The 23,446-nt window shown below is 67.5% G+C and carries 25 protein-coding genes; 13 read left to right on the top strand and 12 right to left on the bottom strand.

Annotated elements, in window-relative coordinates; genetic code table 11:
* Positions 1-14: 14 nt before the first annotated feature.
* The 3 genes from mftD to STHE_RS14305 all read left to right on the top strand — a co-directional run bounded on the left by mftD (position 15) and on the right by STHE_RS14305 (position 5,002).
* Positions 15-1,244: a pre-mycofactocin synthase MftD gene (mftD, locus tag STHE_RS14315; protein ID WP_012873305.1), complete on the top strand. Its 1,230-nt coding sequence runs from the start codon at positions 15-17 to the stop codon at positions 1,242-1,244.
* A gap of 277 nt (positions 1,245-1,521) precedes the next feature.
* The gene (locus tag STHE_RS14310) at positions 1,522-2,637 is read left to right on the top strand and encodes an NDMA-dependent alcohol dehydrogenase (RefSeq protein ID WP_012873304.1); all 1,116 of its coding nucleotides are present in this window, start codon (positions 1,522-1,524) and stop codon (positions 2,635-2,637) included.
* A 397-nt stretch (positions 2,638-3,034) separates the two neighbouring features.
* Entirely contained in the window at positions 3,035-5,002 is a 1,968-nt protein-coding gene (locus STHE_RS14305; RefSeq protein WP_245534924.1) for an AAA family ATPase, read from the top strand.
* On the opposite strand, the gene mftF is transcribed toward STHE_RS14305, so the two are convergent.
* From mftF to mftA, 4 genes are all read right to left on the bottom strand, one after another.
* Positions 4,980-6,602: a mycofactocin biosynthesis glycosyltransferase MftF gene (gene mftF / locus STHE_RS14300; protein WP_012873302.1), complete on the bottom strand. Its 1,623-nt coding sequence runs from the start codon at positions 6,600-6,602 to the stop codon at positions 4,980-4,982. The two genes, STHE_RS14305 and mftF, sit on opposite strands and share 23 nt — an antisense overlap.
* A 271-nt stretch (positions 6,603-6,873) precedes the next feature.
* Positions 6,874-7,968 (bottom strand): mycofactocin radical SAM maturase, encoded by a 1,095-nt coding sequence (gene mftC, locus STHE_RS14295; protein ID WP_012873301.1) that lies wholly within the window; start codon positions 7,966-7,968, stop codon positions 6,874-6,876.
* Complete coding sequence (gene mftB, locus STHE_RS14290; RefSeq protein WP_012873300.1) at positions 7,958-8,224, bottom strand: mycofactocin biosynthesis chaperone MftB; 267 nt, start codon at positions 8,222-8,224, stop codon at positions 7,958-7,960. The genes mftC and mftB overlap by 11 nt, the downstream gene beginning before the upstream one ends.
* Before the next feature lie 10 nt (positions 8,225-8,234).
* Complete coding sequence (gene mftA, locus STHE_RS14285; protein WP_012873299.1) at positions 8,235-8,420, bottom strand: mycofactocin precursor MftA; 186 nt, start codon at positions 8,418-8,420, stop codon at positions 8,235-8,237.
* Between the two features lie 260 nt (positions 8,421-8,680).
* On the opposite strand from mftA, the gene STHE_RS14280 reads away from it, so the two are divergent.
* Complete coding sequence (locus STHE_RS14280; RefSeq protein ID WP_012873298.1) at positions 8,681-9,697, top strand: LLM class flavin-dependent oxidoreductase; 1,017 nt, start codon at positions 8,681-8,683, stop codon at positions 9,695-9,697.
* A 161-nt stretch (positions 9,698-9,858) separates the two neighbouring features.
* Positions 9,859-10,995: an AI-2E family transporter gene (locus STHE_RS14275; RefSeq protein ID WP_012873297.1), complete on the top strand. Its 1,137-nt coding sequence runs from the start codon at positions 9,859-9,861 to the stop codon at positions 10,993-10,995.
* Between the two features lie 22 nt (positions 10,996-11,017).
* On the opposite strand, the gene STHE_RS14270 is transcribed toward STHE_RS14275, so the two are convergent.
* A complete protein-coding gene (locus STHE_RS14270; RefSeq protein WP_012873296.1) occupies positions 11,018-11,842 on the bottom strand; it encodes a creatininase family protein in 825 nt (274 codons plus the stop codon).
* A gap of 141 nt (positions 11,843-11,983) precedes the next feature.
* On the opposite strand from STHE_RS14270, the gene STHE_RS19680 reads away from it, so the two are divergent.
* Complete coding sequence (locus tag STHE_RS19680; protein WP_425376006.1) at positions 11,984-12,124, top strand: DUF1998 domain-containing protein; 141 nt, start codon at positions 11,984-11,986, stop codon at positions 12,122-12,124.
* Positions 12,125-12,252: 128 nt separating this feature from the next.
* On the opposite strand, the gene STHE_RS14260 is transcribed toward STHE_RS19680, so the two are convergent.
* On the bottom strand, positions 12,253-12,969 hold the full coding sequence (locus STHE_RS14260) for a PIG-L deacetylase family protein (protein ID WP_041400392.1): 717 nt from the start codon (positions 12,967-12,969) through the stop codon (positions 12,253-12,255).
* Positions 12,970-13,000: 31 nt separating this feature from the next.
* On the opposite strand from STHE_RS14260, the gene STHE_RS18855 reads away from it, so the two are divergent.
* The 6 genes from STHE_RS18855 to STHE_RS14245 all read left to right on the top strand — a co-directional run bounded on the left by STHE_RS18855 (position 13,001) and on the right by STHE_RS14245 (position 16,179).
* Positions 13,001-13,186, top strand: a complete 186-nt coding sequence (locus tag STHE_RS18855; protein ID WP_148220112.1) for a hypothetical protein — start codon at positions 13,001-13,003, stop codon at positions 13,184-13,186.
* A gap of 96 nt (positions 13,187-13,282) precedes the next feature.
* A complete protein-coding gene (locus tag STHE_RS14255; protein WP_012873294.1) occupies positions 13,283-13,966 on the top strand; it encodes a 4-carboxy-4-hydroxy-2-oxoadipate aldolase/oxaloacetate decarboxylase in 684 nt (227 codons plus the stop codon).
* 281 nt (positions 13,967-14,247) lie between these two features.
* Positions 14,248-14,664 (top strand): ATP-binding cassette domain-containing protein, encoded by a 417-nt coding sequence (locus STHE_RS19585; RefSeq protein ID WP_052295386.1) that lies wholly within the window; start codon positions 14,248-14,250, stop codon positions 14,662-14,664.
* Positions 14,645-15,079 carry an ATP-binding cassette domain-containing protein gene (locus STHE_RS19580; RefSeq protein ID WP_052295385.1) on the top strand — a complete coding sequence of 145 codons (435 nt, stop codon included), beginning with the start codon at positions 14,645-14,647 and terminating at the stop codon, positions 15,077-15,079. The genes STHE_RS19585 and STHE_RS19580 overlap by 20 nt, the downstream gene beginning before the upstream one ends.
* Positions 15,045-15,356, top strand: a complete 312-nt coding sequence (locus STHE_RS19470; protein WP_245534923.1) for an SDR family oxidoreductase — start codon at positions 15,045-15,047, stop codon at positions 15,354-15,356. Before STHE_RS19580 ends, STHE_RS19470 begins: the two co-directional genes overlap by 35 nt.
* Positions 15,357-15,438: 82 nt before the next feature.
* On the top strand, positions 15,439-16,179 hold the full coding sequence (locus tag STHE_RS14245) for an SDR family NAD(P)-dependent oxidoreductase (protein WP_012873293.1): 741 nt from the start codon (positions 15,439-15,441) through the stop codon (positions 16,177-16,179).
* Between the two features lie 167 nt (positions 16,180-16,346).
* Here the strand turns inward: STHE_RS14245 and STHE_RS14240 are convergent, their stop codons facing one another.
* On the bottom strand, positions 16,347-17,171 hold the full coding sequence (locus tag STHE_RS14240; RefSeq protein WP_148220111.1) for an ABC transporter permease: 825 nt from the start codon (positions 17,169-17,171) through the stop codon (positions 16,347-16,349).
* A gap of 434 nt (positions 17,172-17,605) precedes the next feature.
* On the opposite strand from STHE_RS14240, the gene STHE_RS19110 reads away from it, so the two are divergent.
* Entirely contained in the window at positions 17,606-17,743 is a 138-nt protein-coding gene (locus STHE_RS19110) for a hypothetical protein (protein WP_012873291.1), read from the top strand.
* Positions 17,744-17,963: 220 nt separating this feature from the next.
* Here STHE_RS19110 and STHE_RS14235 read toward each other — a convergent pair whose 3' ends face one another.
* From STHE_RS14235 to STHE_RS14220, 5 genes are all read right to left on the bottom strand, one after another.
* Positions 17,964-19,142 (bottom strand): helix-turn-helix domain-containing protein, encoded by a 1,179-nt coding sequence (locus tag STHE_RS14235; protein WP_281047878.1) that lies wholly within the window; start codon positions 19,140-19,142, stop codon positions 17,964-17,966.
* Positions 19,051-19,722: a hypothetical protein gene (locus tag STHE_RS18195; RefSeq protein ID WP_148220110.1), complete on the bottom strand. Its 672-nt coding sequence runs from the start codon at positions 19,720-19,722 to the stop codon at positions 19,051-19,053. The genes STHE_RS14235 and STHE_RS18195 overlap by 92 nt, the downstream gene beginning before the upstream one ends.
* Before the next feature lie 274 nt (positions 19,723-19,996).
* A complete protein-coding gene (locus STHE_RS14225) occupies positions 19,997-20,332 on the bottom strand; it encodes a site-specific integrase (protein ID WP_041400390.1) in 336 nt (111 codons plus the stop codon).
* A gap of 39 nt (positions 20,333-20,371) precedes the next feature.
* Entirely contained in the window at positions 20,372-20,512 is a 141-nt protein-coding gene (locus tag STHE_RS18850; RefSeq protein ID WP_148220109.1) for a phage integrase family protein, read from the bottom strand.
* Positions 20,513-22,062: 1,550 nt separating this feature from the next.
* Positions 22,063-23,241, bottom strand: coding sequence for a hypothetical protein (locus STHE_RS14220; protein ID WP_012873288.1), 1,179 nt, complete (start codon positions 23,239-23,241; stop codon positions 22,063-22,065).
* Positions 23,242-23,446 lie beyond the last annotated feature (205 nt).

Below are 23,446 nucleotides of genomic sequence, written 5' to 3'. Positions count from 1 at the left end.
GGAGGTAGGGAGCCATGGCTAGTACGGGTGGTTGGTTCGAGTCCGTCGCGGAGGCGCAGCGCCGCGCGAAAAAGCGCCTGCCGCGATCCGTCTACTACGCGCTGATCGCCGGCTCCGAGCAGGGCATCACGCTCAACGATAACGTAACTGCCTTCGCCGAGTTGGGGCTTCGCCCGCAACTGGCCGATCGCCCCAATACGCGGGACCTCACCACGACCGTGCTCGGCGAGGAGATCTCCTTCCCGGTGATCATCTCGCCCACCGGCGTCCAGGCGGTGCACCCGGACGCCGAGGTGGCCGTGGCACGCGCGTCGGCGGCGGCCGGCACGATCATGGGCCTCAGTTCGTTTGCCAGCAAGCCGATCGAGGAGGTCGTGGCGGCCAACCCGCGGACCTTCTTCCAGATCTACTGGCTGGGCAGCCGCGACGACATGCTCCACTACCTCGACCGAGCCAAGCGGGCCGGCGCCAAGGGTCTGATCGTGACGCTCGACTGGTCGTTCGACACGCGGCGCGACTGGGGGAGCCCGTGGATTCCGGAGAGGCTCAACCTGGAGGCGCTGCTGCGGTACGCCCCGCAGGGCATCACCCACCCGCGCTGGACCCTGTCCTTCCTCCGCCGCGGCGGGCTACCGGACCTGACGGTCCCGAACCTCGCCCTGCCCGGAAAGCCCGCGCCTACCTTCTTCGGTGCCTACGCGACCTGGATGCAGACGCCGCTCCCGACCTGGGAGGACATCGCTTGGCTGCGCAAGCAGTGGGACGGGCCGTTCATCATCAAGGGCGTCATGCTCCCCGAGGATGCCCGGCGCGCAGTCGAGATCGGCGCTGATGCCATCTCCGTCTCCAACCATGGGGGCAACACTCTCGACGGCACGCCCGCGTCGATCCGCGCGCTGCCTGCCATCGTGGAGGCCGTCGGCGACCAGATCGAGGTGCTGCTCGACGGCGGGATCCGGCGCGGCAGCGACGTGGTCAAGGCGCTCGCGCTGGGTGCGCGGGCGGTCATGATCGGGCGTGCTTACCTCTGGGGGTTGGCGGCCAACGGCGAGGCCGGGGTGCGCAACGTCCTCGACATCCTGCGCAACGGGATCGACACGACGCTCATCGGCATCGGGCGGGCTTCGGTCCGTGACCTGGACCCCGACGTGTTGTACATCCCGCCGGATTTCACCCGGGGCCTGTCGCCCGAGCAGGCGCGGCAGCGTGCCCAGCGTGCCGGGATCGCGCCCGAGCCGTCCTGACCGGCTGACTGCGCACGACCTCTCAATGAGCGCCGGCATCTTGCCGCCTCGCGTTCCTCACACTCGTGGACGAGGGGACCGGCGAGATGCCGGCTTTTCCACGGCACCAAGCCGGCGTCCGTAGGACGCCGAGTGTGGTTTCTGCTGGCCTGCTTCGCGTGATGGACGCGGCTTGACGCTTTTCCAGGTTCTTCCTACACTGCCCTCATACCGATCAGCGTGATAGTGGGACCACCATCCCCTACGGGAGATGGGGTCGGAGGCGAGGGAGGCTGCCATGAAGACTCGCGCGGCCGTCCTGTACGGCACTAACCAGCCGTTCCAGATTGAGGAGATCGAGCTCGACGATCCCAAGGAGGGCGAGGTGTTGGTCCACCTTGTGGCCTCCGGCCTCTGCCACTCCGACTGGCACCTCGTCACCGGCGATCTCCCGGTGAACTACCCCATCGTCGCCGGGCATGAGGGAGCGGGGGTGGTCGAGAAGGTCGGGCCGGGCGTGACCGCCGTCAAACCCGGCGACCACGTGATCCTCACCTTCATCCCGAGTTGCGGCCGCTGCCGCTGGTGCTCCTCCGGCCTGACGATGCTCTGCGACCTCGGCGCGGGGATCCTCCAGGGTCAGCAACTGGACGGCACCTATCGCATGCGGAACAAGGACGGCCAGGGGCTGGGCCAGATGTGCCTGATCTCGACCTTCAGCGAGTGGACCGTCTGTCCCGTGGCCTCGGTGGTGCCGATCTCCAAGGATCTGCCGCTCGACAAGGTGTGCCTGGTCGGCTGTGGCGTGCCCACCGGCTTCGGCGCTGCTATCAACCGGGCCGATGTCCAGCCGGGTGAGACGGTGGCCATCTTCGGCATCGGCGGCGTCGGCATCAACGCGGTGCAAGGCGCGGCGGTCAAGGGCGCGGCCAAGGTCATCGCGGTCGACCTGGTCGACTTCAAGCTGGAGATGGCCGAGGAAATGGGGGCGACCCACACCATCAACAACAGCCGGGAAGATCCCGTCGCCCGCATCCTGGAGTTGACCAACGGCATCGGCGCCGACAAGACGATCGTGACGATCGACGTGGTCCAGCCGGAGCACATCGGCATGGCATACAAGGCCACGCGCAAGGCCGGGCGAACCGTCGTCGTCGGCCTGGCGCCGGTGGGGGTGGACCGCATGGACGTCCCGCCGCTCGATCTGGTTCTGATGCAGAAGGAGATCGTCGGTAGCCTGTACGGGAACTCGAACCCACGGGCCGACCTGCCGCGCTACCTTGAGCTTTACCGCACCGGCACGCTCAAGGTGGATGAGTTGATTACCAAGACCTATACCCTCGACCAGATCAACGAGGGGTACCAGGACATGCTCGAAGGTCGCAATATCCGTGGCGTGATCCGCTACCAGTAGGCGCGCGCCATCGGTCCACCGGACCGGTGGCGCTGGACAACCGGAGCGCTCCGTCCGCGGATTGGTGTGCTGTGCTCGCAGCGTGCCGCGGCTATGGCGTTTGACGCCATACCGTGGGACATGGAACGGTCACCGTTGTCTTGTCCCTGTCATCCTGGGCGCAGCGAAGGATCTCGCGTCGGATCGGCCACGCACCGGAGAGATCCTTCGCTTCGCTGCCCGGCGCGGGCGCGCCGACCGGCTCTGCTCAGGATGACGGCGAACGGGTGGCGGCGACAGCGGCGGTGTAGCACGGTACTGGGTCAAGCGCCATCACCGCGGGGGCATGGCATTCTGCATGGCTCCGTGCGAGCTGGGCCGGTGTGGGTGGAGCGGGCGACGACTGGATCTGCGTCGAGTGATCGGCATCCCCATGGACATCCAGCGGCTGTATGCCAGGATCGCGCAGGAGATCGTCGGGCGCGAGGATGAGCTGCAGCTCATCCTCGCCGCACTGGCCGCTGGGCGCGACCTCTTGCTGGAGGGCCCGCCAGGCACCAGCAAGTCGACCATCCTCCGCGCGATCACGGCGGCCGACCAGATCCCGCTCCACTTCGTCGAGGGGAATGCCGACCTGACGCCCGCCAAGCTGGTCGGCCACCATGCTCCCTCGCGCGTCCTCCAGGACGACTTCACCGCCGACACCTTTGTCCACGGCCCGCTGCCCCTGGCGATGCGCGACGGTGGCTTCCTCTATATTGAGGAGTTCAACCGCGTGCCGGAGGACACGCTGAACACCCTGCTGGCGGCCATGGCCGAGCGGGAGATCACCATCCCGCGCGTCGGAACCGTCCAGGCCGCCCCCGGCTTCCGGGTCATAGCGGCCATGAACCCGTTCGACAACATCGGGACCGGCCGGCTCAGCGGTGCGGTGGCCGACCGGCTCTGCCGCGTCCGGCTCGACTACCAGACTGCCGCCGAGGAGCGGGAGATCGTGGCCCGCCGCACCGGCAGTCGCGATCCGTGGCTGGTGGCGTTCGCCGTGGAGGTCGTCCGGCGAACCCGCCAGCACCCCGACCTGCGGATGGGCGCCTCGGTCCGCGGTGCGATCGACTTCGTGCTGATCGGCGAGCGCCTGGCCGAACTGCGGCGTGTCAGCCTCGCTGCCGCCGGCCACGACCCGGAGGCGCGGCGGTCTCTAGTGGCGGCGGCGCAGGCGGCGCTGGCGATCAAGGTCGCGGTGCGGGAGTCGGCGCGGCGGGACGCTGACGATGTCGTCGCGGAGGTGGTTCTGGCGGCGTTAGCGGAGACCCCCGACCCACCGCCCGGTGCGCCCGATGCCGCCGATCACGATGAGGGCGTCGGGCCCGAGGGTACCCAGGTGGACCCCGACAGGCTCGGTGCCGTGGCGCCGGATCGGGCAGACGGCAGCCCGAGGGCTTCCGGCACGCAGCCGGGTCGGGTCTACCTGGGGGATGAGGCCCAGCAGGCCGCGACGCGCCGCCGCGCCGGCCAGCGAACCTTCTACGGGTTCGCCGCGCGGCACCCACACCTGGCGGACCGGCTCCGCGATCCGGTTGACCGCGGTGTGCTGGAGGCGGCGCTGGCCGACGCGGAGGTGGAGCCGCTGGACGTGCTGGCCGAGCTGGTCGATCTCGCCGACCGCGCCGACCTGCGGTCCCTTGCCCGCCGTCTGGCCCGCGAGGTCATCGTGCGGCAGGCTCGGCGCGACATCGGCGGGCGCGGCACCCGTGGCCGGCTCACCAGCGTCCCCTATCGGGGTGAGGCGGGAGATCTGGATCTGGAACGATCGCTGGAGCGGCTGCTCACCACGCCGCGACCGGCCGACGAGGACCTGTTCGTCCTCGAGCGGCGGCGACGGCGCCGGGCCTACGCCCTGATGCTCGACATCTCCGGCTCGATGAAGGGCGCCGCGATCTTCCAGGCCGCCCTGGCGTTGGCTGCCGTCGCCGTTCGAGTTGCCTCGGACCCCTTCGCGGTCATCGCCTTCTGGCGCGATGCGGCCGTCCTCAAGCGGCTCGACGAGTCCGTCCCGCTCGACCTCCTGCTCGACCGGGTCCTCTCGCTCGGCGGACGAGGATTGACCGACCTCGGACTCGGCCTGCAGGCGGGGCTGGACGAACTGGAGCGGGCCGATACCCAGGAGCGGATTGGGCTCCTCTTCAGCGACGGCGTGCAGACCGCCGGGCCGCCGGCCGCCCGGATCGCGGCTGCGTTCCCGGTGCTCCACGTCGTGGCCACCGGCCGGAGTGCGGAGTCGATCGCTGCCTGCCAGCGCCTTGCGGCCATCGGCGACGGACGCTGCGCCGTCGTCTCCGATCTCAGCGGCATTCCGGCCGCCATCAACGCCTGCCTGGCGGCGTAGTCGTCGTCCCCGCTTTTCCGGGCGAGGGTGATTCCTTCGGGCTGCTGTGCTCCTGGGGCATGTGGCCCGATGATCGACTGGGGACGATCTGAAGCCGCAGCGGCGCGAGCGTGCGATGCCGCGCGCAACCGACCAGCACCCCCACGTTGTAGGCGAGGGCATCGAGCATATGCGCCGCGGCAAAGCGCGGCAGCGAGAGCCGTGGCCGGAGCCTCACCCAATCCGCCACCGCCGTGCCGATCAGCGCGAGCCCGACGGTCGCTCGCAGCCCGCGTCCGGGAGCACGGCGCCCTGCCGCGAGGCTAAGCGCCAGCGCCGGGATCGCGTAGTAGCGGTTCAGGTTCACCGAGCCCCAGTAGAGCGCCGCACCGTAGCCCCGTACCACAGCCCGCGCGACCGACGCCGGCGCCAGCGGCACGCCCTCCCGGCGGGTCCGCCGAACCGCGAGTGCCAGGTCAACCAGAGGAGGCACGACTCCGAGCGGCGCCAGCCGCGCCCTTCTACTCGCGGCCGCAGCTAGCGCTCCGGCCAGCCCGGCCGTGAGTGTCAGCGGCACCACAAGGTAGCGCACGTTGTTTGGGTGTCGTCGCAGCAGTTCCGCTTCCGACGCCGCGTAAGCCGCGCGGCGCCGCAGGAACGGCCAGAGCCGGTCCCGATGGTCGTGCCGGACCACGCCGTCGGGACGATAGTGCACGCGCCCGCCCGTGGCACACAGCCGCCAGATCAGATCGACATCCTCCCCGGTTTCGATGGCAGCGAAGCCACCGGCCGCCTCGAAGCACTCTCGCCGCACCAGCAGGTTGCAGGTCGCCAGGTACGACACCGGGGCACGCGGCCGAACGACTGCCCGCGCCGGACCCTGCCAGAGCGGCGAGCGCACTGCCTCGTAGCGTTGGAGCCAGCCGTCCTCGGCGATCGGGAGCACCGCGCCTCCGGCCGCTACCACGCCCGGGATGGCCAGCTCGGGTGTCAGATCGCGCAGCCAGCCGGGAGCGGGGAGGCAGTCGCTGTCGGTGAACGCCAGCACCTCCCCTCGCGCCGCCGCGGCGCCCTGGTTGCGGCAGGCTGAGGCCCCCTGCCTTGAGGGGAGCCGGATCAGCCGCACGGTGATGCTGCCTGTCCAGCGCGCGACGATGTCCGGCGTCTCGTCGGTTGAGGCGTCGTCGACGACGATCACTTCGAGCCGGTCGCGCGGATAGACCAGCGGGTCGAGCGCGTCGAGGCATGCAAGGATCGCCTTCGGGCGGTTCCGGACCGGGATCACCACGGAGACGGTCGGTGGGTCCACGCCGAGCGGTTCGAAGTACACCGCGCCCTGCTCGGCCAGCCGCTCGAGCAGGCGCAGCGCTGTCGCGGGACGCAGTCCGGCCGCGGCTGCCGCGGCTGCCACCGTCTGCCCGGCCTGGCACTCGGCCAGCAGCCGCAGGGCCGCCGGCCGGACGCGCCAGACCCGGAGCGGGTCGGACAGGGCGACCCACGACCCGCTGGCGCGCTCGACCAGGCGCACTCCCGGCGCGAGCCGGCATCGCAGCACCGCCGCGGCTGCATCGCGAGCGGTTGGTGCCTCCGCTGAGCCGCCTGGCCGTTCCTCCGTGCTCACCGCCTGTTCCGTCCTCCGCGTGGGTATGTCGGCGTTATCCCTCGTGGTCATGTCATCCGGGGCGGAGCCGTCGGCGGCGAGAGCCGCCGACGGCGAAGTCGAAGGATCTCACGTCGGATCTGGTCAGCAGCGGGAGATCCTTCGACTCGGATGGAGCCGCTGCCCGCCGCACCACGGCGGACGGCTCCGCTCAGGTTGACATCTGTTCCAGCGCCCACCCGAACATGGTATACGGCGCTTCTGGATAGTCTCCGAGGGTTGACTGCCGCAGTTAGTCGCCGGCAGCCGCGCGGGCGGCGCGCGGGACGCGGATCGGGCGTGGCTGGAGCGTCAGCGGCAGGACGATGTCGGTCGGCCCGGTCTCGGGAGCGAAGACGCACTCGGGGTCCGGATCGTCCAGCGGCGTGCCGGTGAAGTACTTCACCGCCATGCAGCCGCCGTGGCAGCGCCCGTAGGCGCCACACTGCTGGCAGGTGCCGCCGACCTCCCACTCGCGCAGATGCGCGAACAGCGGCGCCTCACGCCAGATCTCGGCGAAGGAGCGCTCGCGCACGTTGCCCGCCTTGAACTCCTCCGACAGCGCGAAGGGGCAGGCGTAGACATCCCCGCGCGGGTCGACGCAGCAGACAATCCGACCGGCGCCGCACATGTTCAGGCCGTCCAGCGGCTGGCCCAGCGCTGAGAGGTGGAAGAACGAGTCGCCGGTGAGCACGTCCGGGTGCGCCTTGAGCCAGTCATAAAGCGCGCGGCTCTGGTCGCGAGTCAAGCGCAGCGCGTGCCACACCTCGCGGCCGCGGCCGGAGGGGCGCAGGCGGGTCACGCGGAGTTGCGCGCCGTAGTGCTGGGCGAGGTCGTACATCGCGTCGAGGTCCGCGAAGCTGCGCCGGGTCACCACCGTGTTGATCTTGAACGGGAAGCCGCGCGCGGCGAGGAGGTCCATCGCTCGGCGTGCCCGCGCGTATGACCCTTCGCCCCGGATCGGGTCGTTGATCTCGGCGGTCACCCCGTCGAGACTGATCTGCACATCGAGGTAGTCGGTGCGGGCGATCCAGTCCGCCGCGGCGTCGTCAATGAGCGTGCCGTTGGTGCTGAACTTCACCCCGATGCGGCGGGAGATCGCGTACTCCATCAACTCGAAGAAGTCGGGGCGCGTCATGGGCTCCCCGCCTCCGACGTTGATGTAGAAGACCTTCATCTCCGCCCACTCGTCGATGAGCCGCTTCGCCTCCTCCGTCGTCAGCTCGTCCGGCGCGCGCCGGCCGGAGGAGGAAAGGCAGTGGACGCACTGGAGATTGCAGGCGTAGGTGATCTCCCAGGTCAGGCAGATCGGCGCGCTCAGCCCGCGACGGAGCAGCTCATACGACATCGATGACTCCTTTGCGGCGCAGCCCCTCGAGCAGGAGCAGCATGCGCGGCACGGCGTCTGCCCCGAGCTTCCCCTCGGCGACGAGGCGGTCGGCGATCTCGCCGACGCTCTCGGTTCCTTCCGATTGCAGGAACGGCAGCAGCCGCGGCTCGATGAAGAAGAGTTGGCGTTCGTGGTAGGTGTAGACGAGTGCGCCGAAGGGCTCAGGACGGAGCGCGGCCGTCGGCGCGAGCGTGATCCGGTCCGTCCGTCTCATGCCAGCACCCTCAGTAGACGCCGCACATCCCGTCGATCGTGATCTCCTGGATCAGCAGCTCCTCCAGCTCCTCGTCGTGGATGTCCTCGTCGTCCAGCAACTCCACGGCGGCGGGATCAACCAGCGCGCTCGCCGCTGCGGCGGACGCCATCTCCATCTGCTCTTCGACCTCAGGAAGGTCGGGGCGCTCAACCATCGCTGCCTCCTTCGGATTCGCTGAACCGGCTCCGATCCGGTGGTGACCGGATTACCGCATGAAGCGAGCCAGCTCTATCCTGTCGTCCTGTTCGTTGGGTACCGATAGCACCCAGGCGAACTGGCAGCAATACATTTCTGCATAGATTCGGTTCTCGATTCGCGGTGGCCAGGCGCGTTGGCGGACCCGTGCGCGGGCGATAGACTCAGGAGCGACAGCGCCGCGCGGACGGCCATCGCCCGCATAGCAAGGGATTCCCGATGTCACTACCGCTGTCTTTTCTTGATCTCTGTCAGATCGAATCTGGCTCGACCTCCGCGACGGCGTTGCGCAACGCCGTGGAACTGGCGCAGGTCGCCGAGCGACTGGGTTACACGCGCTACTGGTTCGCCGAGCACCACAACACGATTGGCCTCGCCAGCGGCTCGCCCGAGATCATGATCGCCCACGTGGCGGCCCATACCCGCACGATCCGCGTCGGTGCGGGCGGGGTGATGCTGCCGAACCACGCCCCACTCCGGGTCGCAGAGGCCTTCCGTCTCCTGGAGGCGCTGCATCCGGGACGCATCGACCTCGGCCTCGGTCGTGCACCCGGCACGGACACCCTGACCGCCTTCGCGCTGCGCCGTTCCGAGGAGGCGCTGCGGGTCGACCAATATCCCCAACTCCTGGCCGAGTTGCTGGCGTTCGACGGCCGGAGCTTCCCCGAGGACCATCCTTTCCGCGCTATCGAGGTCACCCCGGCGGACGTGCGCCTGCCGCCCATCTGGCTCCTGGGGTCGAGCGCCTTCAGCGCGCAGCTCGCCGCGGAGGTCGGCCTGGCCTACTCCTTCGCCGCGCACATCAACTTCGGCGCTGCGATCCCGGCCATGCGCATGTACCGTGAGCGCTTCCAGCCCTCCGAGTATCGGCAGTCTCCGCATGCCATCCTGGCCGTCGGCGTGGTGGTCGGGGAGACCAACGAGCATGCCCGCGAACTGCTCAAGATCGTCGAGATCGGGATGGCTGCGCTTGCCGCGGGGCGCCCTTCACGGATGCCGACCTTTGAGGAAGCCCAGCGTATCGAACTGTCGCCCCTCGACCTCCAGCGGGCGCAGCCGCTGCTGCAGAACGTCATCTTCGGTGATGCGGAGACGGTAGCCGGGCGGATGCGCGAGCTGGCGGAGGAGTCCCAGGCCGACGAGATCATGGTGACCACCTTCCTGCCGAACCAGGCAGACCGGCTGCGGGCAGTGGAGCAGCTTGCGCGTGTCTGGGGACTGCAGCCCGAGGCGTGAGGCTGCGGACCGCCAGCTCGACGGCACACCAAGCCCATGCGGCGCCCTGCGCCATTCCGCCGCGCCATTCGGCTCCCGGCGCCCGTCGCCTGCAGCGGCAACACCGGGTATCCTTCTCGGGCGAACCGAATGGGTTATCCAGGTGAGGGTGCGGCGACAGGATGGATGACGATCAGCGGTCAGGCGACGAACGGGTCGCGGCACAGGAACCGGAGCACGCGGCGCGGCCGGAAGCCGCCATGCGGCCAACGCCGATCTTCATCTCCCCGCGGACTCGCAACATCCTGATCCTGTCTCTGATGGTCGGCCTTGTCCTGCTCGTCCGGGCGGCGCCGACCATCCTCACCATCAGCCTGGGCGGCGCATTGCTGGCGCTCATCCTCTCGTTCCCCACGCGCCTCCTCGAGCGGCTGATGCCGCGAGCCGTCGCCATCTTGCTGACCATGCTGTCGCTCGTGGCGACCCTGGTCCTGGTGCTGCTCATCCTCGTCCCGATCCTGATCGAACAGCTCAGCGGCCTGATCGACTCGATCCCGGATCTGGCTGACGCGGGCGACCGGCTCCTGGTCGACGTGATCGTGGCGCTGCAGGAGCGAGGGTTGGTGTCGCCCGACACCCAGGCCGTGATCGAGGACGTGCGCCAGGGCGCGCTGGAACGCGCCACGCAGGTTGCCGAGAGCCTCCTGGCCAACATCCTCGGAGCGGCCAGCAGCGTGTTCGACCTCGGCGTGAAGACGTTCGGGATCATCTTCGTCGCGATCTACCTCGTGATCGACAGCCGGCGGGTCAAGGCCGCCTACCTGCGCCTGACCCCGTCGCACTACCGCCGCGACGCCATGGTGCTGTGGGACGAATTCGGCTCCTCTCTGTCCCGCTACCTTGGGGGCCTGACCATCTCTCTGCTGGTGCAGGGGGCACTCTCCGGGATCGCGCTCTGGATCCTCGGGGTCCCCTACCCGCTGCTGCTCGGCGCCTGGGTGTCGCTCACTGCGATCATCCCCTATCTCGGCGCCTTCCTCGGAGCCATCCCCGCGGTATTGCTCGGCTTCTACCAGTCGCCGACCACCGGGGTGCTGGTCATCGTGCTCTACATCGCCATCCAGCAGGTCGAGAGTAACCTGCTGACGCCCCGGATCCAGGGGCAGGCGGTCCGCGTGCACCCGATCATCGTGCTGCTCTCCGTCATCGCCGCCAGCGAGATCGACGGCCTGCGCGGTGCCATCTTCGCCGTCCCCATCCTCGCCGTACTCCGCGTCCTCCTCGACTTCCTCGCCGCCCGCGTCCGGGTACGGCCATGAGGAGGCACGCTCACCTGGCATCCTAGCGCTCGTGGTGATCCCGCGGCTCCTTGATCGGGCGGGACCCGAGCTCGTCGATGAGCGCGGCGAACTCGGCGATGGCGGCCTCGAGCACGAGACGGCCCTTCTCGGCGGTCGCCGTCGTCAGGTCGCCGCGCGTCCCGGTTTCGGACATCGTGCTCCAAATTTCCATCATCTTCACCGGGTTCTTGAACGCCGGGTCCGGTTTGCGGCCCATCAGGTCGCTCCAGACGTGGGTTGACATGTCGTAGTGCATGTCGCGCACCGCTTTGTCCATCTGGACCGATTCCGGCTCGATGGCGAGGTAGGCCGACGTCTCCAGCTCGCAGGCGTGGCTGGTGACCTCCGACTCCCGCATCTCATTGAAGACGCGCTGGGCATCGCTCAGCTCCCACCAGCTAATGGCGGCGCAGAGCGTGTCGGGTCGCTCGATGACGGTCTGCCGGGCGATAACCTCGATCAGCGGTCGGTTGCTACCGTGCCCGTTGAGCACGATCATGCGGCGGAACCCGTGGTGCGCCAGGCTGCGCGTGACCGTCAGCCCGTAGCGGATGAACAGGTCCCAGTCGGCGTCGATCGTGCCCGGGAAGTCCATGTGGTGGCCCTCGTAGCCGATCCAGATGGTGGGCATCACCAGGCAAGGGTGGGACGCCCGCAACGCCGCCTGGGTCGCGATGTGTGAGGCGATCAGGACATCGGTGTCGAGCGGCAGGTGGTGCCCGTGCTCCTCCACCGCCGCCGTGGGGATCACCACCACCGCGTCCCGCCGCACGAACTCCTGGATCTCCGGCCAGGTGCGCTTCTCATACCGCACACGGTTCACCATGCCGCCACTCCTTTTTCCTGCTGCTCGCCGGATGACGCGCTCCGGTGATAGCCGAGCCGGCGTATCTGGTCAATACGGAGCCTCCCCCGACGCGCTTTGTCTCGCGATGTAGCACAGGTCTCGTCGCAGCATATCGACGACGTGCCGGGTGGGGCGGGGCATGTGCGGCGGATCGGGCGGGCGCTGAGGCCGGTGCTGGTCGAGGCGTTGGAGGTCGTTCGCGAGTGCTCGTGTGGCGCGGAGACCAGTTGCTACGAGTGCCTGCGCTCGTTCCGCAACTAGTTCTGCCATGATGAGCTTTCCCGCGGCGCGGCGGCACGCCTGCTCGCGCGGGTTCTTCAGGCGTAGACTGGGCTCCAGCCCGGCCCCGGTGCAACAACCGGGGCCGGCTGGGTGTCGGCGAACGTGTTCTACGGAAGCATGTCGGTGACGATGGGGACGTAGCTCTGGAAGGCCTCGGCGTACTTGACGTCGCGGCTCTGGCCGTTGCGGCGTGCGTGGTAGCCCCGTGCCTCTGCGAGTTGCCGGTGGAACTCGATGAGGTAGGTCTGGGTTGGGACGCACTGCATGGCCTTGAGCTTGGTCTCGAAGTCGGCGGTGATGTCGACCAGGATCTCCGGCTTGAACTCGCTCATCTCGGTCTGGTGTGGCTCGAAGCCGAACAGGCGCGGCGGGGCGATCGGCGGGATCTCCGGCATGACCCCGGCGGCTCCGGCCAGCAGCCGGGCTTCGACCGTCGCCTTGTGCACCACCGGGTGGTCCGGGTTGAACGGGTCCTTGTGCCCGTGGGTGAGGATGATCGAGGGCCGGACCTCGCGGAAGAAGCGGACCAGGCGGTCCATGACCTCCGGGGTGATCTCCATCGGGTAGTCGACCAGGTCGAAGAAGTGGAGACGGCAGCCGAGCACCTCCGCGGCGCGCGTCGCTTCCTCGCGGCGAATCCGTGCGACCTCTTCGTACGTCTGGCCCTCGGTGCGCCAGAGGCTGGCCGACTCGCCCCGCACCCCGAGCGACATGATGACCACGTTGACGTCCCAGCCGTGCCGCACGTACTTGGCGATGGTGCCGCCGGCTCGCCAGACGAAGTCCGCCGCGTGGGCGCTGACGACCGCCATGGATCCAGCCATCTGCTCACCGTTCCTTTCCAGACCCGGGGCCATGCCGTGCTCGACCGGTGCCACCGGCATCCGGCTGCCCCTGCATCGCTTCACCTACGTCGTGTGGGCAGTCTACGCGACCTCGACGGCCCCGGGCAAGCGGGCGCGCACCAGCCAGACCATCGGCGCATTTGACTGCGCCCCGGGCCGGGCGGTATTGTCCCGACTGGCCGATGTCGATGCGTGATCTGTCCAGCGAACTCACCGTCCGGTCGGGCAGGGCGAGCGACGCGCCTGCCGCGCTCGTGGGCGGACTGTAGCGGAACGTGGAGGTGGAGCAACGATGAAACCGTGTGTCATCCCGACGATCGAACGGCCGGATCCGGCGGCGGTCCAGGCACTCGCCGGGCACGGCGTCGCCACCGTGCACGAGGCGATGGGGCGGCAGGGCCTGCTCGACGTTGCCATGCGCCCGATCAAGGAGGGCTGGTCGATCTGCGGGCCGCCGGTCACGTCGCTGAACCACGTCGGCGACAACCTGATGATCCACGCGGCGCTCGACGTCTGCCAGCCGGGCGACGTGCTGGTCATCACGACGACCGCTCCGACCACCTGCGGCATGGTCGGCGAACTCCTGGCGCGGCAGGCCAAGGTGCGGGGTGTCGCCGGAATCATCATCGAGGGCGGCGTGCGCGACGTAGCAGACCTGCGGCGGCTCGATCTCCCCATCTGGTCGACGGCCATCTCCGCGGCCGGCACGGTCAAGGCCACGCCGGGCTGGGTGAATGTCCCCGTGGTCTGCTGCGGCGTGCACATCCGGCCCGGTGACATCGTCGTCGCCGACGACGATGGGGTGGTCGTCGTCCCGCGGGAGACGGCCGCGCAGGTCGCCGAAGCCGCCGCGGCTCGCACTGCCCGTGAAGAGGTCACGCGCGGCAAGATCATGGCCGGGGAGCTGTCCCTCGACCTCCACGGCCTGCGCCAGTACCTCGCCGACAAGGGCGTGACCTGGACCACGCCGAAGTAGAGTCCACCCGCTCCACGTTCAACGCAAGATGGAGCACCGGGGCGGTGGCCGCCCCCGGCTCCCCTACTCTTTCTCGAAGCTTGCGGTTTCGAACTTCAACGTGCGGGCGTTCTCGGTGACGGTGCGAGGGGGAAGGAGTCGCAATGATCTCGCGCCGTAGCTTCCTGACGCTCATGGCCTCCCCTGGTCTCGGCACCCTCCTGGCCGCGTGCGGGGGGAGTTAAGCCGCACTTGGAGTACCGGGGAGCCGCAGCCGAGACACACGACGAGAGGGGAGAGCCGTGGCTACCCCACGGTCATCGATCGACATCACCCGGCCGACAACGAACGCCCTCGAGATCCAGAACCTCTCGAAGGCGTACCAGATCCCGGTGATCCAGGACCTGACCCTCGCCGTGCAGCAGTCCGGGCTGGTTTGTCTGCTCGGCCCGAACGGCTGCGGGAAGACGACGCTGCTGCGCGTCCTCGCCGGGATCGAGAGCCCGAGCCAGAGACACATCCGCTTCAACGGGCAGGCCGTCGAGCTCTCCAGCAACCACGACCACTACATCAGCGTGGTGTTCCAGGAGCCCCGGCTCTTGCCGTGGAAGTCCCTCCTCGACTACGTGGTGCTCGGCCTCAGCGCGCGGCGTGCCGCGCGCCGCGGCCCGGCAGACTGCAGCGCGCTAGCTGCAACTCGTGGGGGTCACCGGCTTTGAGCACTACTACCCGACGCGCCTCTCCGGTGGGATGCAGCAGTGCGCCGCGATCGCGCGGGTTCTGGCGGTCGAGCCAGAGATCCTGCTGATGGACGAGCCCTTCAGTGCACTCGACCCGGAGAACCGCCAAATCACGCTGGACGAGCTGGTCGGGATCGGGAAGGAGACCCGCAAGACAATCCTCTTGGTCACCCACCGCATCGACGAGGCGCTGCGGATCGGCACCCGGGTGGTGCTCCTCACCGCGCGGCCGGCCAGCGTGCTCGCCAGCTTCAACCTTGCGGACCACGTTGACCGGCGGGGCCTCACGACACGCTGCTGGATCTCTTCTGGGCACAGGTGCGGCTCCAGCGGCAGCACCGCGGCGACGCCGGCACTGCGTGATCGCGTCCGCAGTCCGCGCCACGGAGAGTAGCGCAGCCGATACCCGGACCGCCGTTCGCCGCCGCTGCGGTGCTCCTGCGTCCCGAAATCCCCGTTTCTTTCGGTGTGGCGGGGCGCATCTGAGCGAGCACTACAAGACCGCGATCAAGAGCGCCATCCTCAGAGGACGCCCGGGGGAGCCGCGGGACATCGCCAACGCGGTGGTGATGCTGGCATCCCCGCTGGCTGACTTCGTGACTGGCACTACCCTGGTCGTTGATGGTGGCAGCAGCGCCGGGCGAGCGCACCTGCGGCCCACCGGCGATTAGCCGAGGCAGCCCGCTGCGCACCGTGGCGGGAGAAGCGCAGGCGTGATGTCAGGCCGGCCTGCTAGAGGAGTGAGGAGCCAACGTGACAGCAAGGTTAGCAAACAAGCGGGCGATCGTAACGGGGGCGGGCCGCGGGATTGGTCGAGCGATCGCGGCGGCCTTCCTTCGCGAAGGTGCGCGGGTGGTCTTGAACGACATCAACGCGTCACTGCTCGAAGAAGCGGTCGCCGCGCTCGATCCCGACCCCCAGCAGTATCGAACTGTCACGGCAGACGTGTCGGACCCAGTCGCCGTGCGCGAGTTGGTCGCGCAGGCGCGCGAGGCCTTCGGCGGCGTCGACGTGCTGGTGAACAACGCAGGCATCGGTGGCATCGGCAAGACACTCCTGGAGCTGTCGCTCGATGAGTGGCACCGGATGATCGAGGTCGACCTCACGAGCGTCTTCCTGTGCTGCCAGGCCGTCGTTCCCTTGATGATCGAGCAAGGGCGAGGGAGCATCATCAATATCTCGTCCATCACCGGCGTCGAGGGGACGGCCGGCAGCATTCCGTACGCGGCGGCGAAGGCGGGCGTCATCGGACTGACCAAGTCGCTGGCGAAGGAGGTCGCCCAGCATCGGATCAACGTCAACGCGATCGCGCCGGGTCTAATCGACACCGAGATGTCGCGCGCCCGCGGTCAAGAGCAATCCCGAAAGGCCGTCCTCTGGCCGCGCATCGGCCAGCCCGAGGATATCGCCTGGCTCGCCGTGTACCTCGCCTCGGACGAGTCAGAGTTCATGACCGGGCAGGTGCTCGGTATCAACGGCGGCGCGCGGATGTGAACGATGAACAGGCCGATACCTGGCCTGTAGAGCGCGGGACGTCCCGGTCAAACGTGATCGGCACGTCATGGCAGAGTCTTGACCCTCTACCCGTCCGTCGACGTGGCCGAAGCTAACTGACGACCCGGAGGTGCGCTGTGAGGCTCCTCGCTCATGCCGCGCCCGCATCACGCTCTGGGGCCGGACCGCATGCCACGATGCCGGGGAGCGAGCGCGTCTCTGATCCCGTCGCCTACAAGATTGAAGCCGAAGACGGCCAGCATGATTGCCAGTCCGGGAAAGATCGAGATCCACGGGGCGCGCTCGACGAACGGCCGGCCCTCGTTGAGGATCGCTCCCCAGGCCGGGTCCGGCGGCTGCGCACCGAGCCCCAGGAACGAGAGCGATGCTTCGGTCAGCAGCGCGAAGGCCAGGGTAACCGTCGCCTGCACGATGATTGGCCCGACGACATTCGGCACGACGTGTCGCACGAGGATGCGCGGACCTGCGGCACCCAGGCTTCGGGCTGCCTCGACGTAGTCGCGCTCCTTCTCACTTAGTACGGGCGCCCGGGCGACCCGGAAGAAGAAGGGGATGTACACGACGGTGATCGCGATGATCCCGTTCCGAATCCCCGGGCCGAGGGTACCAGCGATGGCGATCGCGAGCAGCAGCGACGGAAAGCCAAGAAGGATGTCCATCACCCGGCTCAAGGCAAGGTCGGTGGTCCGACCCGCGTAGCCGGCGATGATGCCCAGTGACGCGCCGATAGCCAACGCGACCCCGAACGAGACCAGCGCGATGAAGAGCGAGATCCTCGTGCCGTAGAGGACGCGGCTGAGGAGATCTCTCCCGTAGCGATCCGTGCCGAGCGGGTGATCCCAGGACGGCCCCTGGAACTGGTTCATAACATCAATCGCGTAGGGGTCGTAGGGTACGATCCACCGGCCGAAGATGGCGACGAGGACGAACCCCGCGAGAATCTCGAATCCGATGCGCCCCAGCGTGTCCACGCCGTTCCACCAGCGCAGGATGCAGAAGTATGTCGGAAGTGGAGGGGATTGCGGGGGAACACGTCGGCGCGTTCGCCGATGATGTGAGCGATCACACTCAGCGGTGTGATCAATCACGCCGGGGGTGTCTCTTTCCGCGCTCCCAGAGGATTCGGCGGGGGGCTGCGATCTGAGGTCGAGGTCCTAGAACGTTATCCCTTCAGTGTAACGACGCACGTCTCTAACTTCCCCCAACGACGCGATATCCCACCTAGTCTCTAACCACGAAGCGCTTGTAAGCGGATGTGATGCTTCCCGCAGGCGCGTTCGCGAGTACTATGGAGACAGCGGCCGCGCCAGTGCAAACGGACCGCGGCCGCTGTACGGATTGGCGGACCTCCGGCGGAGAGCATGCACCGTCGCGTGGGAGGTCTCGCGTAAGGAGTGTACCGCAGGTGAGTCGACGGAGCTCTATCCCCGCGGGCGTGGTCGCCCTGGTGCTGATCGGCTTCTGCTTTGGCAGAGAGGCACTGCTCGTTGCCTTGACCGCCACGGTCGTGGTCTGGGCCGTCGCGAGCGCCGAGCCGCTGTGACCCATCGGTCGCGATCCTTCGTAGAACCGCATCGTAGTTCGTTCACTGGCGCGGCACCGGAGTTTCCCCGTTGCATGTCTATTGCCTGGCGACAGCGCTGTCCACCCGGTCTGGTGCTCCTACAACATGAACCGCACGTAGTCGAGCGGACTGACGCTCGGTGCCGCGTATCCCCTTCCGTTCGTGATGAAGCGGCTGGCCCAAGGGGCCGGCCGTCTGCTTACTTCACCACACGTAGATGATGCTTGTTCGATCGTGTACCTGAGTCTATTACGCGGGCCATACCACCAACCTGTGTGAACACAAGCCCGAAGACGAGCTGATCTAGCTCCTCTTCTGGAATACCGAGGTCTGCGGCGACGTGAGCCTTGGTGATACCCTCTTCACCCAGAGCCCGGAAGACCTTCTCGAATACCTGTGAAGTCTCTCGCGGAGCAGGATCTGGTTCCTTCACGTTGTACCGCTTCGCTGCGATGTCCATCCACAGTCGGCGGTACTGCCAGTCACTCAAGAGACCTAACGCGTGCAGACGATGAGCGAGGGCCGTTACGGATACGCCCCAGATCTTCTTAAGCTGGATCAACGTAGCTACGGTGTAAGTCCGTCTGGCATAGGCCAGCACGCTGGCTCGAGGCATCAGGAAGGCTGACGCGAAGGCGTTTGCCTCTTGCTCTAAGGAACGTCCTCTCCCGATGGCGTGCTGGTGGAGGACCAGATGCCCCAGTTCATGGGCGGCATCGAAGCGGCTCCTCTCGGCCGATTTCTGCGTATTCAGGAAAACGTAGGGTGTAGAGTCTTTCCACATCGAGAATGCATCTACTTCTCTTGACTGAACGGACAGGGAAAAAACCCTCACTCCTTTCGACTCAAGGAGATGGACCATGTTTCGTATGGGCCACTCCCCACAACCCCAGTACCGACGTAGCGCGATCGCCGCGGTCTCGGGATCAGTCTCATGACTCAGGTCAGGAAGATCCACTGGTGGCAGTTCGAAGCGCTCGTCGATCCACGAGTCGATGAGGAGTGCGAGCGCCCCCTCGGCCAGCGCCATATCGCGCTGAGCAGCAGTCATTTTGGACATAGCCCGAAAACTCACGGCATCGGGCGACAGCTCCTCAATGTCGTTACCGAAGAAGAACGTGATCGGAAAGCCCAGCGTCTGTGCGATGGTCGCCAAGGTGTGATCGCCGGGAACGGATCGCCCTCGTTCGTAGTTAAAGATGCTGCGTCGACTGAGACCTACCCGTTCCGCCAGCGCGCTGATACTGAGGCCGCGTCGCTTGCGAGCAAGAGTCAACCTCGTGGGGTTATACTCCGCCCCCCGACGTACGGCGTACAATCGGCACCTCCACCTCTGGTGCAGCTGGAATCTCCGCAAGGTCCAGCGGTCCGATCTCACCGTCGAAGCTGACGGCGGGCAAGATGATGCGCTCTCTCCATTCGCTGACCCGGCCGTCTGCGTTCAGGCCCTCCGGAAGGGAAAGCTCTAAACGAAGTTCCTGACAGTGAAAGTCCCGATGAACCAGGAGCAGCCAGCCTAGATGCTTGAGGCTCCCTTCGTCGAAGTGATCAACGGACTCCTCAGCAAAGAGCTGGAGCTGCACCACATTGCGTTGCACCAACTTCCTGGTCTTCGGTCCTTTCTTCGACGTCGTCTGGGGCACTCGATGTTGCAGGCCGGTGCCCTCATCCCCTTTGGCGACGGCGAGAGACGTCTCCCCCGACGGGCTGACCACGAGGGGGAAGCCCTGTTCGTCCCGGCGAGTCCACCCCAGGGGCAACAAGCGGTCACGGAGCGCCCGTACGGTCTCCGCCCACTGGTAGAACCCGTGGGCATTCCTCGGATGATTATCTGTGCAGCTTAGCGCTGCGTGAAGCCCTTCGAGGGCCGACTCAGTGAGTACGGACACGGTCAACCCGAGGGGCTCGAGCTTGCTTTCCGCCTGTGCCGGTAGGTACATGTTCGGCGCAAGGTTCAACACGTCCCCCTTTCAATCCGCTCCACTGATGTGCTCCGCACTCCCGCCGACGGACATCCGTCCCGTTTCCCAAAATCATACCACACATGAGGGACAAAAGTGGGAAAGGCCTATGTGGCGCGTTTGGTGCCCAGTCATCATCCACATGTAAGCTCGCGAGCCGTTGAATGTCTCCCGATTCATCATCACAAGCGAGAAACACAAAAACCGGCAGCGGAACACGCCGTGCCGCTGAACGGAGGTGCTTGGAGGCCGGACAAGCACCTACTCCGCCCTACAACGTGAGTCGCATGTGGTCAAACGGGCTGTGCTTCTGTGCTGCCTCGGCGATGTCGCCCTCGGCGAGCTTCACATACCGCCGCACCATCGTCAGGTCGGTATGTCCGAGCATCTGCTGGAGCTGAAGCAGTCCCGTCCCGGCGCGGATCGCGTTCACCGCGAACGTATGCCGGAACCGGTGCGGGGTGCAGGGGAACGCGCTGGCGCGCTCGCCAAGCCGCGTGGTGATGAAGTGGACACCGCCGGCCGTCAGCGGCTCGTAGTCATCGGCAAGGAAGAAGGCGCCCTCCGTGCCGAGCGCCGCCCGGTGACGGAGCCAGTAGCGCCGCACCTGGCACCGCGCCCGGGCGCCGAGGCGCAGGCGCCGCGGCTAGTTGCCCTTGCCGGCGTCGACATAGAGGTCGCCGGTAGCGATCGAGAGGTGCGGCACCTGGATCGCGGCGAGCTCGGCAGCACGCAGCCCCACGTCGAGTAGCACCGCCACGATTGCCCGGTTGCGATCGGCCAGCATCCCATCGCCAGTCCGCGTAGCGCCGTGGCCAGGCGTTCTAGCTCATCCTGCGAGAACGGGTCCGGCTGCTCTTGCCGGACACGGGGCGCGCAGAGCTTCTCCATCGGCGAGCGCGCGATGACCTCCTGCTCCACCAGCCGGTTGAACCAGCGGCGCAGGCAGCGGAAGTAGGCGTGTTGCGTCGAGTCCTTGGTGGCCTTCCGCGCCATCGGGTGATCGGGTTTGCCCCAGCGGCCCTCGGCCTCCTGCACATAGCGTAGGAACTGGCGGATAGTCTCCGGCGTCAGCGCCTCCGGCCGGGGCGGGGCGCCGGACGTCTCACACCACCAGCGGAACCGGCCAAGGTTGGCCTCCTAGAACCGGAGCGTCTTGGGGGTGAGATTCGCGAGGCGGCAGTCGTCGAGGAACGCGCTGATCCAGACGCCCAGATCGTCGTCCGAAACCAGGCGAATCAGCTGCCCCGACTGCATGTTTTCGAACCTCCTGAGCGGAGGGCGACGCGCCGGCGAGCGCGATTTTCGCGTCTGGATGCGGCTTGGTGAGCCGCCAGGGACTCGAACCCCGAACCCGCTGATTAAGAGTCCAAAGCCTGCCGTCCGTGGGCGTCCGTGGAGCGCGTCCCTGTAGGCATTTCGTCCGTAGGCGTCCGCCACGCGCCGGGGCCGTACGCCGGGGTTGGGGTAGAAGTTGGGGTAGATCGTCGTATGGAGTTGGGGTAGACTGCTCACTACAGCACCTCCAGGTCAGGTGTCTGTCATCGCCCCGGCTGTGTCCGCAGCGCGGGGCGTCTCTTATGTCCGTTCGCATTGTACGGCCAGCCTCCGGGAATGGCAATAGGCGCCCACAACGCGCCACAATCGCCCAGGAGCGCCGCAGTTAGCTCGTAGGACTCTCTAGCTGCTCGCGTGGGCCGCTTCGCACGTCCTGGGGCCAAATAACGCGTGTCAAGTTGCCGCGACGGCCGCGAACATTTCAAAGGCAACCGCATGGTGATGCCCAGGCGACTTATTCATTTGAAGAAGTTGCCCCCGCGCGCGTGGGCGCATGTGTCGAGGGCATTGAATCAGATGTTTCAATGCCAAGTTGCCCCCGCGCGCGTGGGCGCATGTCAGGTGGTCAAGATTTACCACCTTCCTCGAACCCGGCACCCCCGCGCGCGTGGTCGCACGGGGTGGAGCACGCGGCGGATCGCAGAGGCGGTGGGGGTGGATCATTCAACAGTTGTCCGGGACACCCGGAGTATTGATGCAATTGCATCAATACCCGAACGCGAAGGCGGTGGGGGTGAGCCATCCGACTGTCATTAACGACCTTCGCCAGGGCATTGGTCAAGATTTACCAATGCCCAGCCGCGTGATGACCGCCGACGGTCGTGCGGGATACCGAGAGCATTGTCACAGATGTGACAATGCCCAAATTGTGACACACAATCTCGGTCTTGCATAGAACACGGCCGCGGCGATCAACCGCGGCCGTGTTCGGTGAGGTTGGAAGTTGGGGGGTTGGGAGCGAGGAGCTGCCCGCCGGCGGGCGTCCCCGCCGTGCGTGTTCTAGGCCGGGGGGGCCACGACGTAGGCCGCCGTCGCGTCCCGCACGACGAACAGCGCGTTCACCTCAAACCGCAAGTTCGTCGTGTTGGTCGTGAGCCCGGTGTACGGGTCGGCCAGGAACTCAATGTCCCCCAGGTGCAGCCGCCCGAGCCGATCCGGGTCGATCAGTACCGGCGGCGCGTCGGCCGGTTCGGCCCGTTCGACCACAGCCAGCCCCCACAACGGCGACGCCGCCCCGGCCTGTCGCGTCGGGAACATGTAGTCGGCCGTCCCCGGCTGCTTCAGCAGGTCGAGCTCGGCCGCGTCGTCCGGGTTGAGCACGAGGATGGTCGGCCGGGCGCCGGCCGCCCGCATGGCCGCGATGCCCCGCCGCACCTGCTCCACCAAGTCGGCGCCCGTCGCGCCCTGGGGTGGGTTCGCGGCCACGATCTGGCTGTGCACGTGCGCATCAAGCGCCCGGTTCAGTTGGTACGTCGCCTCGGTGCGGAAGAACTCCGCCGCCGTGTCCAGGGACTCCAATACGACGTTGGGCACGTCTGGGATCAGGATGGCCAGCTGCCGCAACGCCTCGTCAACGTGCACAACATCCAGCTCCAGCCGCGCCTTCTCGCTCGTGGCATCTAGCGCGCGCTCCACGGTGCCGGTCACGGTGCGTCCCGTCTGGCGGAAGTCGCGGACCGCGGTCTGCCCCGGCTCGACAACCTGCCGACGCAGGAGCGGCCACAGGAAGCGCTCATCCCGCCCGAGCGGCAGCACCCCGCCGACAGTACTTGGCCGCAGGTCCCCGGCGGCCGGGAACACGTGCCGCGCCTCCAAGCGCACGCTGGGGCGCTCGCGCAGGTGCCACCCCGCCTCACGGATCGCCCGCGCCAGCCCCACCGGTTCGGGCGCGTCCACCGCGCCCGTCAGCCCGTACCGCGCGTCGGCTGGCGGCGGTTCGTACGGATCGCTTCGTCCCGCGCCCTCCGCGCGGTCACGCGCCTCGCGCCGTTCTTGCTCGTGTTCGATGAACGCTTCGAGCGCTGCCACCGTCTCCCGATCGGCCTCCAGCAGCGGCCGGCACGAATTGTCACCGTTGGCGATGCGCTGTTCCAGATTTGCCATCCGCGTCAGCAGTTCCCGGCGCTTGGCGCGCGCGTCGTGAATGTCACGCACCTCCGGCATACTAATGATTTGCATGACGCACCTCCTTGCCTACCTCAGAGAAAACAAAAAACAGCGTTGCTAGGTGAAGTTCCTTCCCCCTCGGCGCCGTCCAGCCACCGAGCGGTCCGGTGTCACCCGCACGCTGCTGCGTGGGTTCGTTCACTCCTGTTGCGAACGCTTTTCGATTGTAGCCGGCGTCCCCAGCGCCGGTGGAGCTTGTGGAGGCGGAGCGGCGCGG

Origin of the sequence: Sphaerobacter thermophilus DSM 20745, assembly GCF_000024985.1 — a bacterium.
In the GTDB taxonomy this organism is placed as follows: domain Bacteria; phylum Chloroflexota; class Chloroflexia; order Thermomicrobiales; family Thermomicrobiaceae; genus Sphaerobacter; species Sphaerobacter thermophilus.
Note: the sequence above shows the minus strand (reverse complement) of the source record. Positions and strands in the feature narration are given on the sequence as shown.

Bases quoted from the DNA above. Each gene is read 5' to 3' on its own strand.
- mftD (WP_012873305.1), top strand. From the start codon at position 15: ATGGCTAGTACGGGTGGTTGGTTCGAGTCCGTCGCGGAGGCGCAGCGC.
- STHE_RS14310 (WP_012873304.1), top strand. From the start codon at position 1,522: ATGAAGACTCGCGCGGCCGTCCTGTACGGCACTAACCAGCCGTTCCAG.
- mftC (WP_012873301.1), bottom strand. From the start codon at position 7,968: ATGTCGTATGAGCTGCTCCGTCGCGGGCTGAGCGCGCCGATCTGCCTG.
- mftB (WP_012873300.1), bottom strand. From the start codon at position 8,224: ATGAGACGGACGGACCGGATCACGCTCGCGCCGACGGCCGCGCTCCGT.
- mftA (WP_012873299.1), bottom strand. From the start codon at position 8,420: ATGGTTGAGCGCCCCGACCTTCCTGAGGTCGAAGAGCAGATGGAGATG.
- STHE_RS14280 (WP_012873298.1), top strand. From the start codon at position 8,681: ATGTCACTACCGCTGTCTTTTCTTGATCTCTGTCAGATCGAATCTGGC.
- STHE_RS14275 (WP_012873297.1), top strand. From the start codon at position 9,859: ATGGATGACGATCAGCGGTCAGGCGACGAACGGGTCGCGGCACAGGAA.
- STHE_RS14270 (WP_012873296.1), bottom strand. From the start codon at position 11,842: ATGGTGAACCGTGTGCGGTATGAGAAGCGCACCTGGCCGGAGATCCAG.
- STHE_RS14260 (WP_041400392.1), bottom strand. From the start codon at position 12,969: ATGGCTGGATCCATGGCGGTCGTCAGCGCCCACGCGGCGGACTTCGTC.
- STHE_RS18855 (WP_148220112.1), top strand. From the start codon at position 13,001: ATGCCGTGCTCGACCGGTGCCACCGGCATCCGGCTGCCCCTGCATCGC.
- STHE_RS14255 (WP_012873294.1), top strand. From the start codon at position 13,283: ATGAAACCGTGTGTCATCCCGACGATCGAACGGCCGGATCCGGCGGCG.
- STHE_RS18850 (WP_148220109.1), bottom strand. From the start codon at position 20,512: ATGCTGGCCGATCGCAACCGGGCAATCGTGGCGGTGCTACTCGACGTG.
- STHE_RS14220 (WP_012873288.1), bottom strand. From the start codon at position 23,241: ATGCAAATCATTAGTATGCCGGAGGTGCGTGACATTCACGACGCGCGC.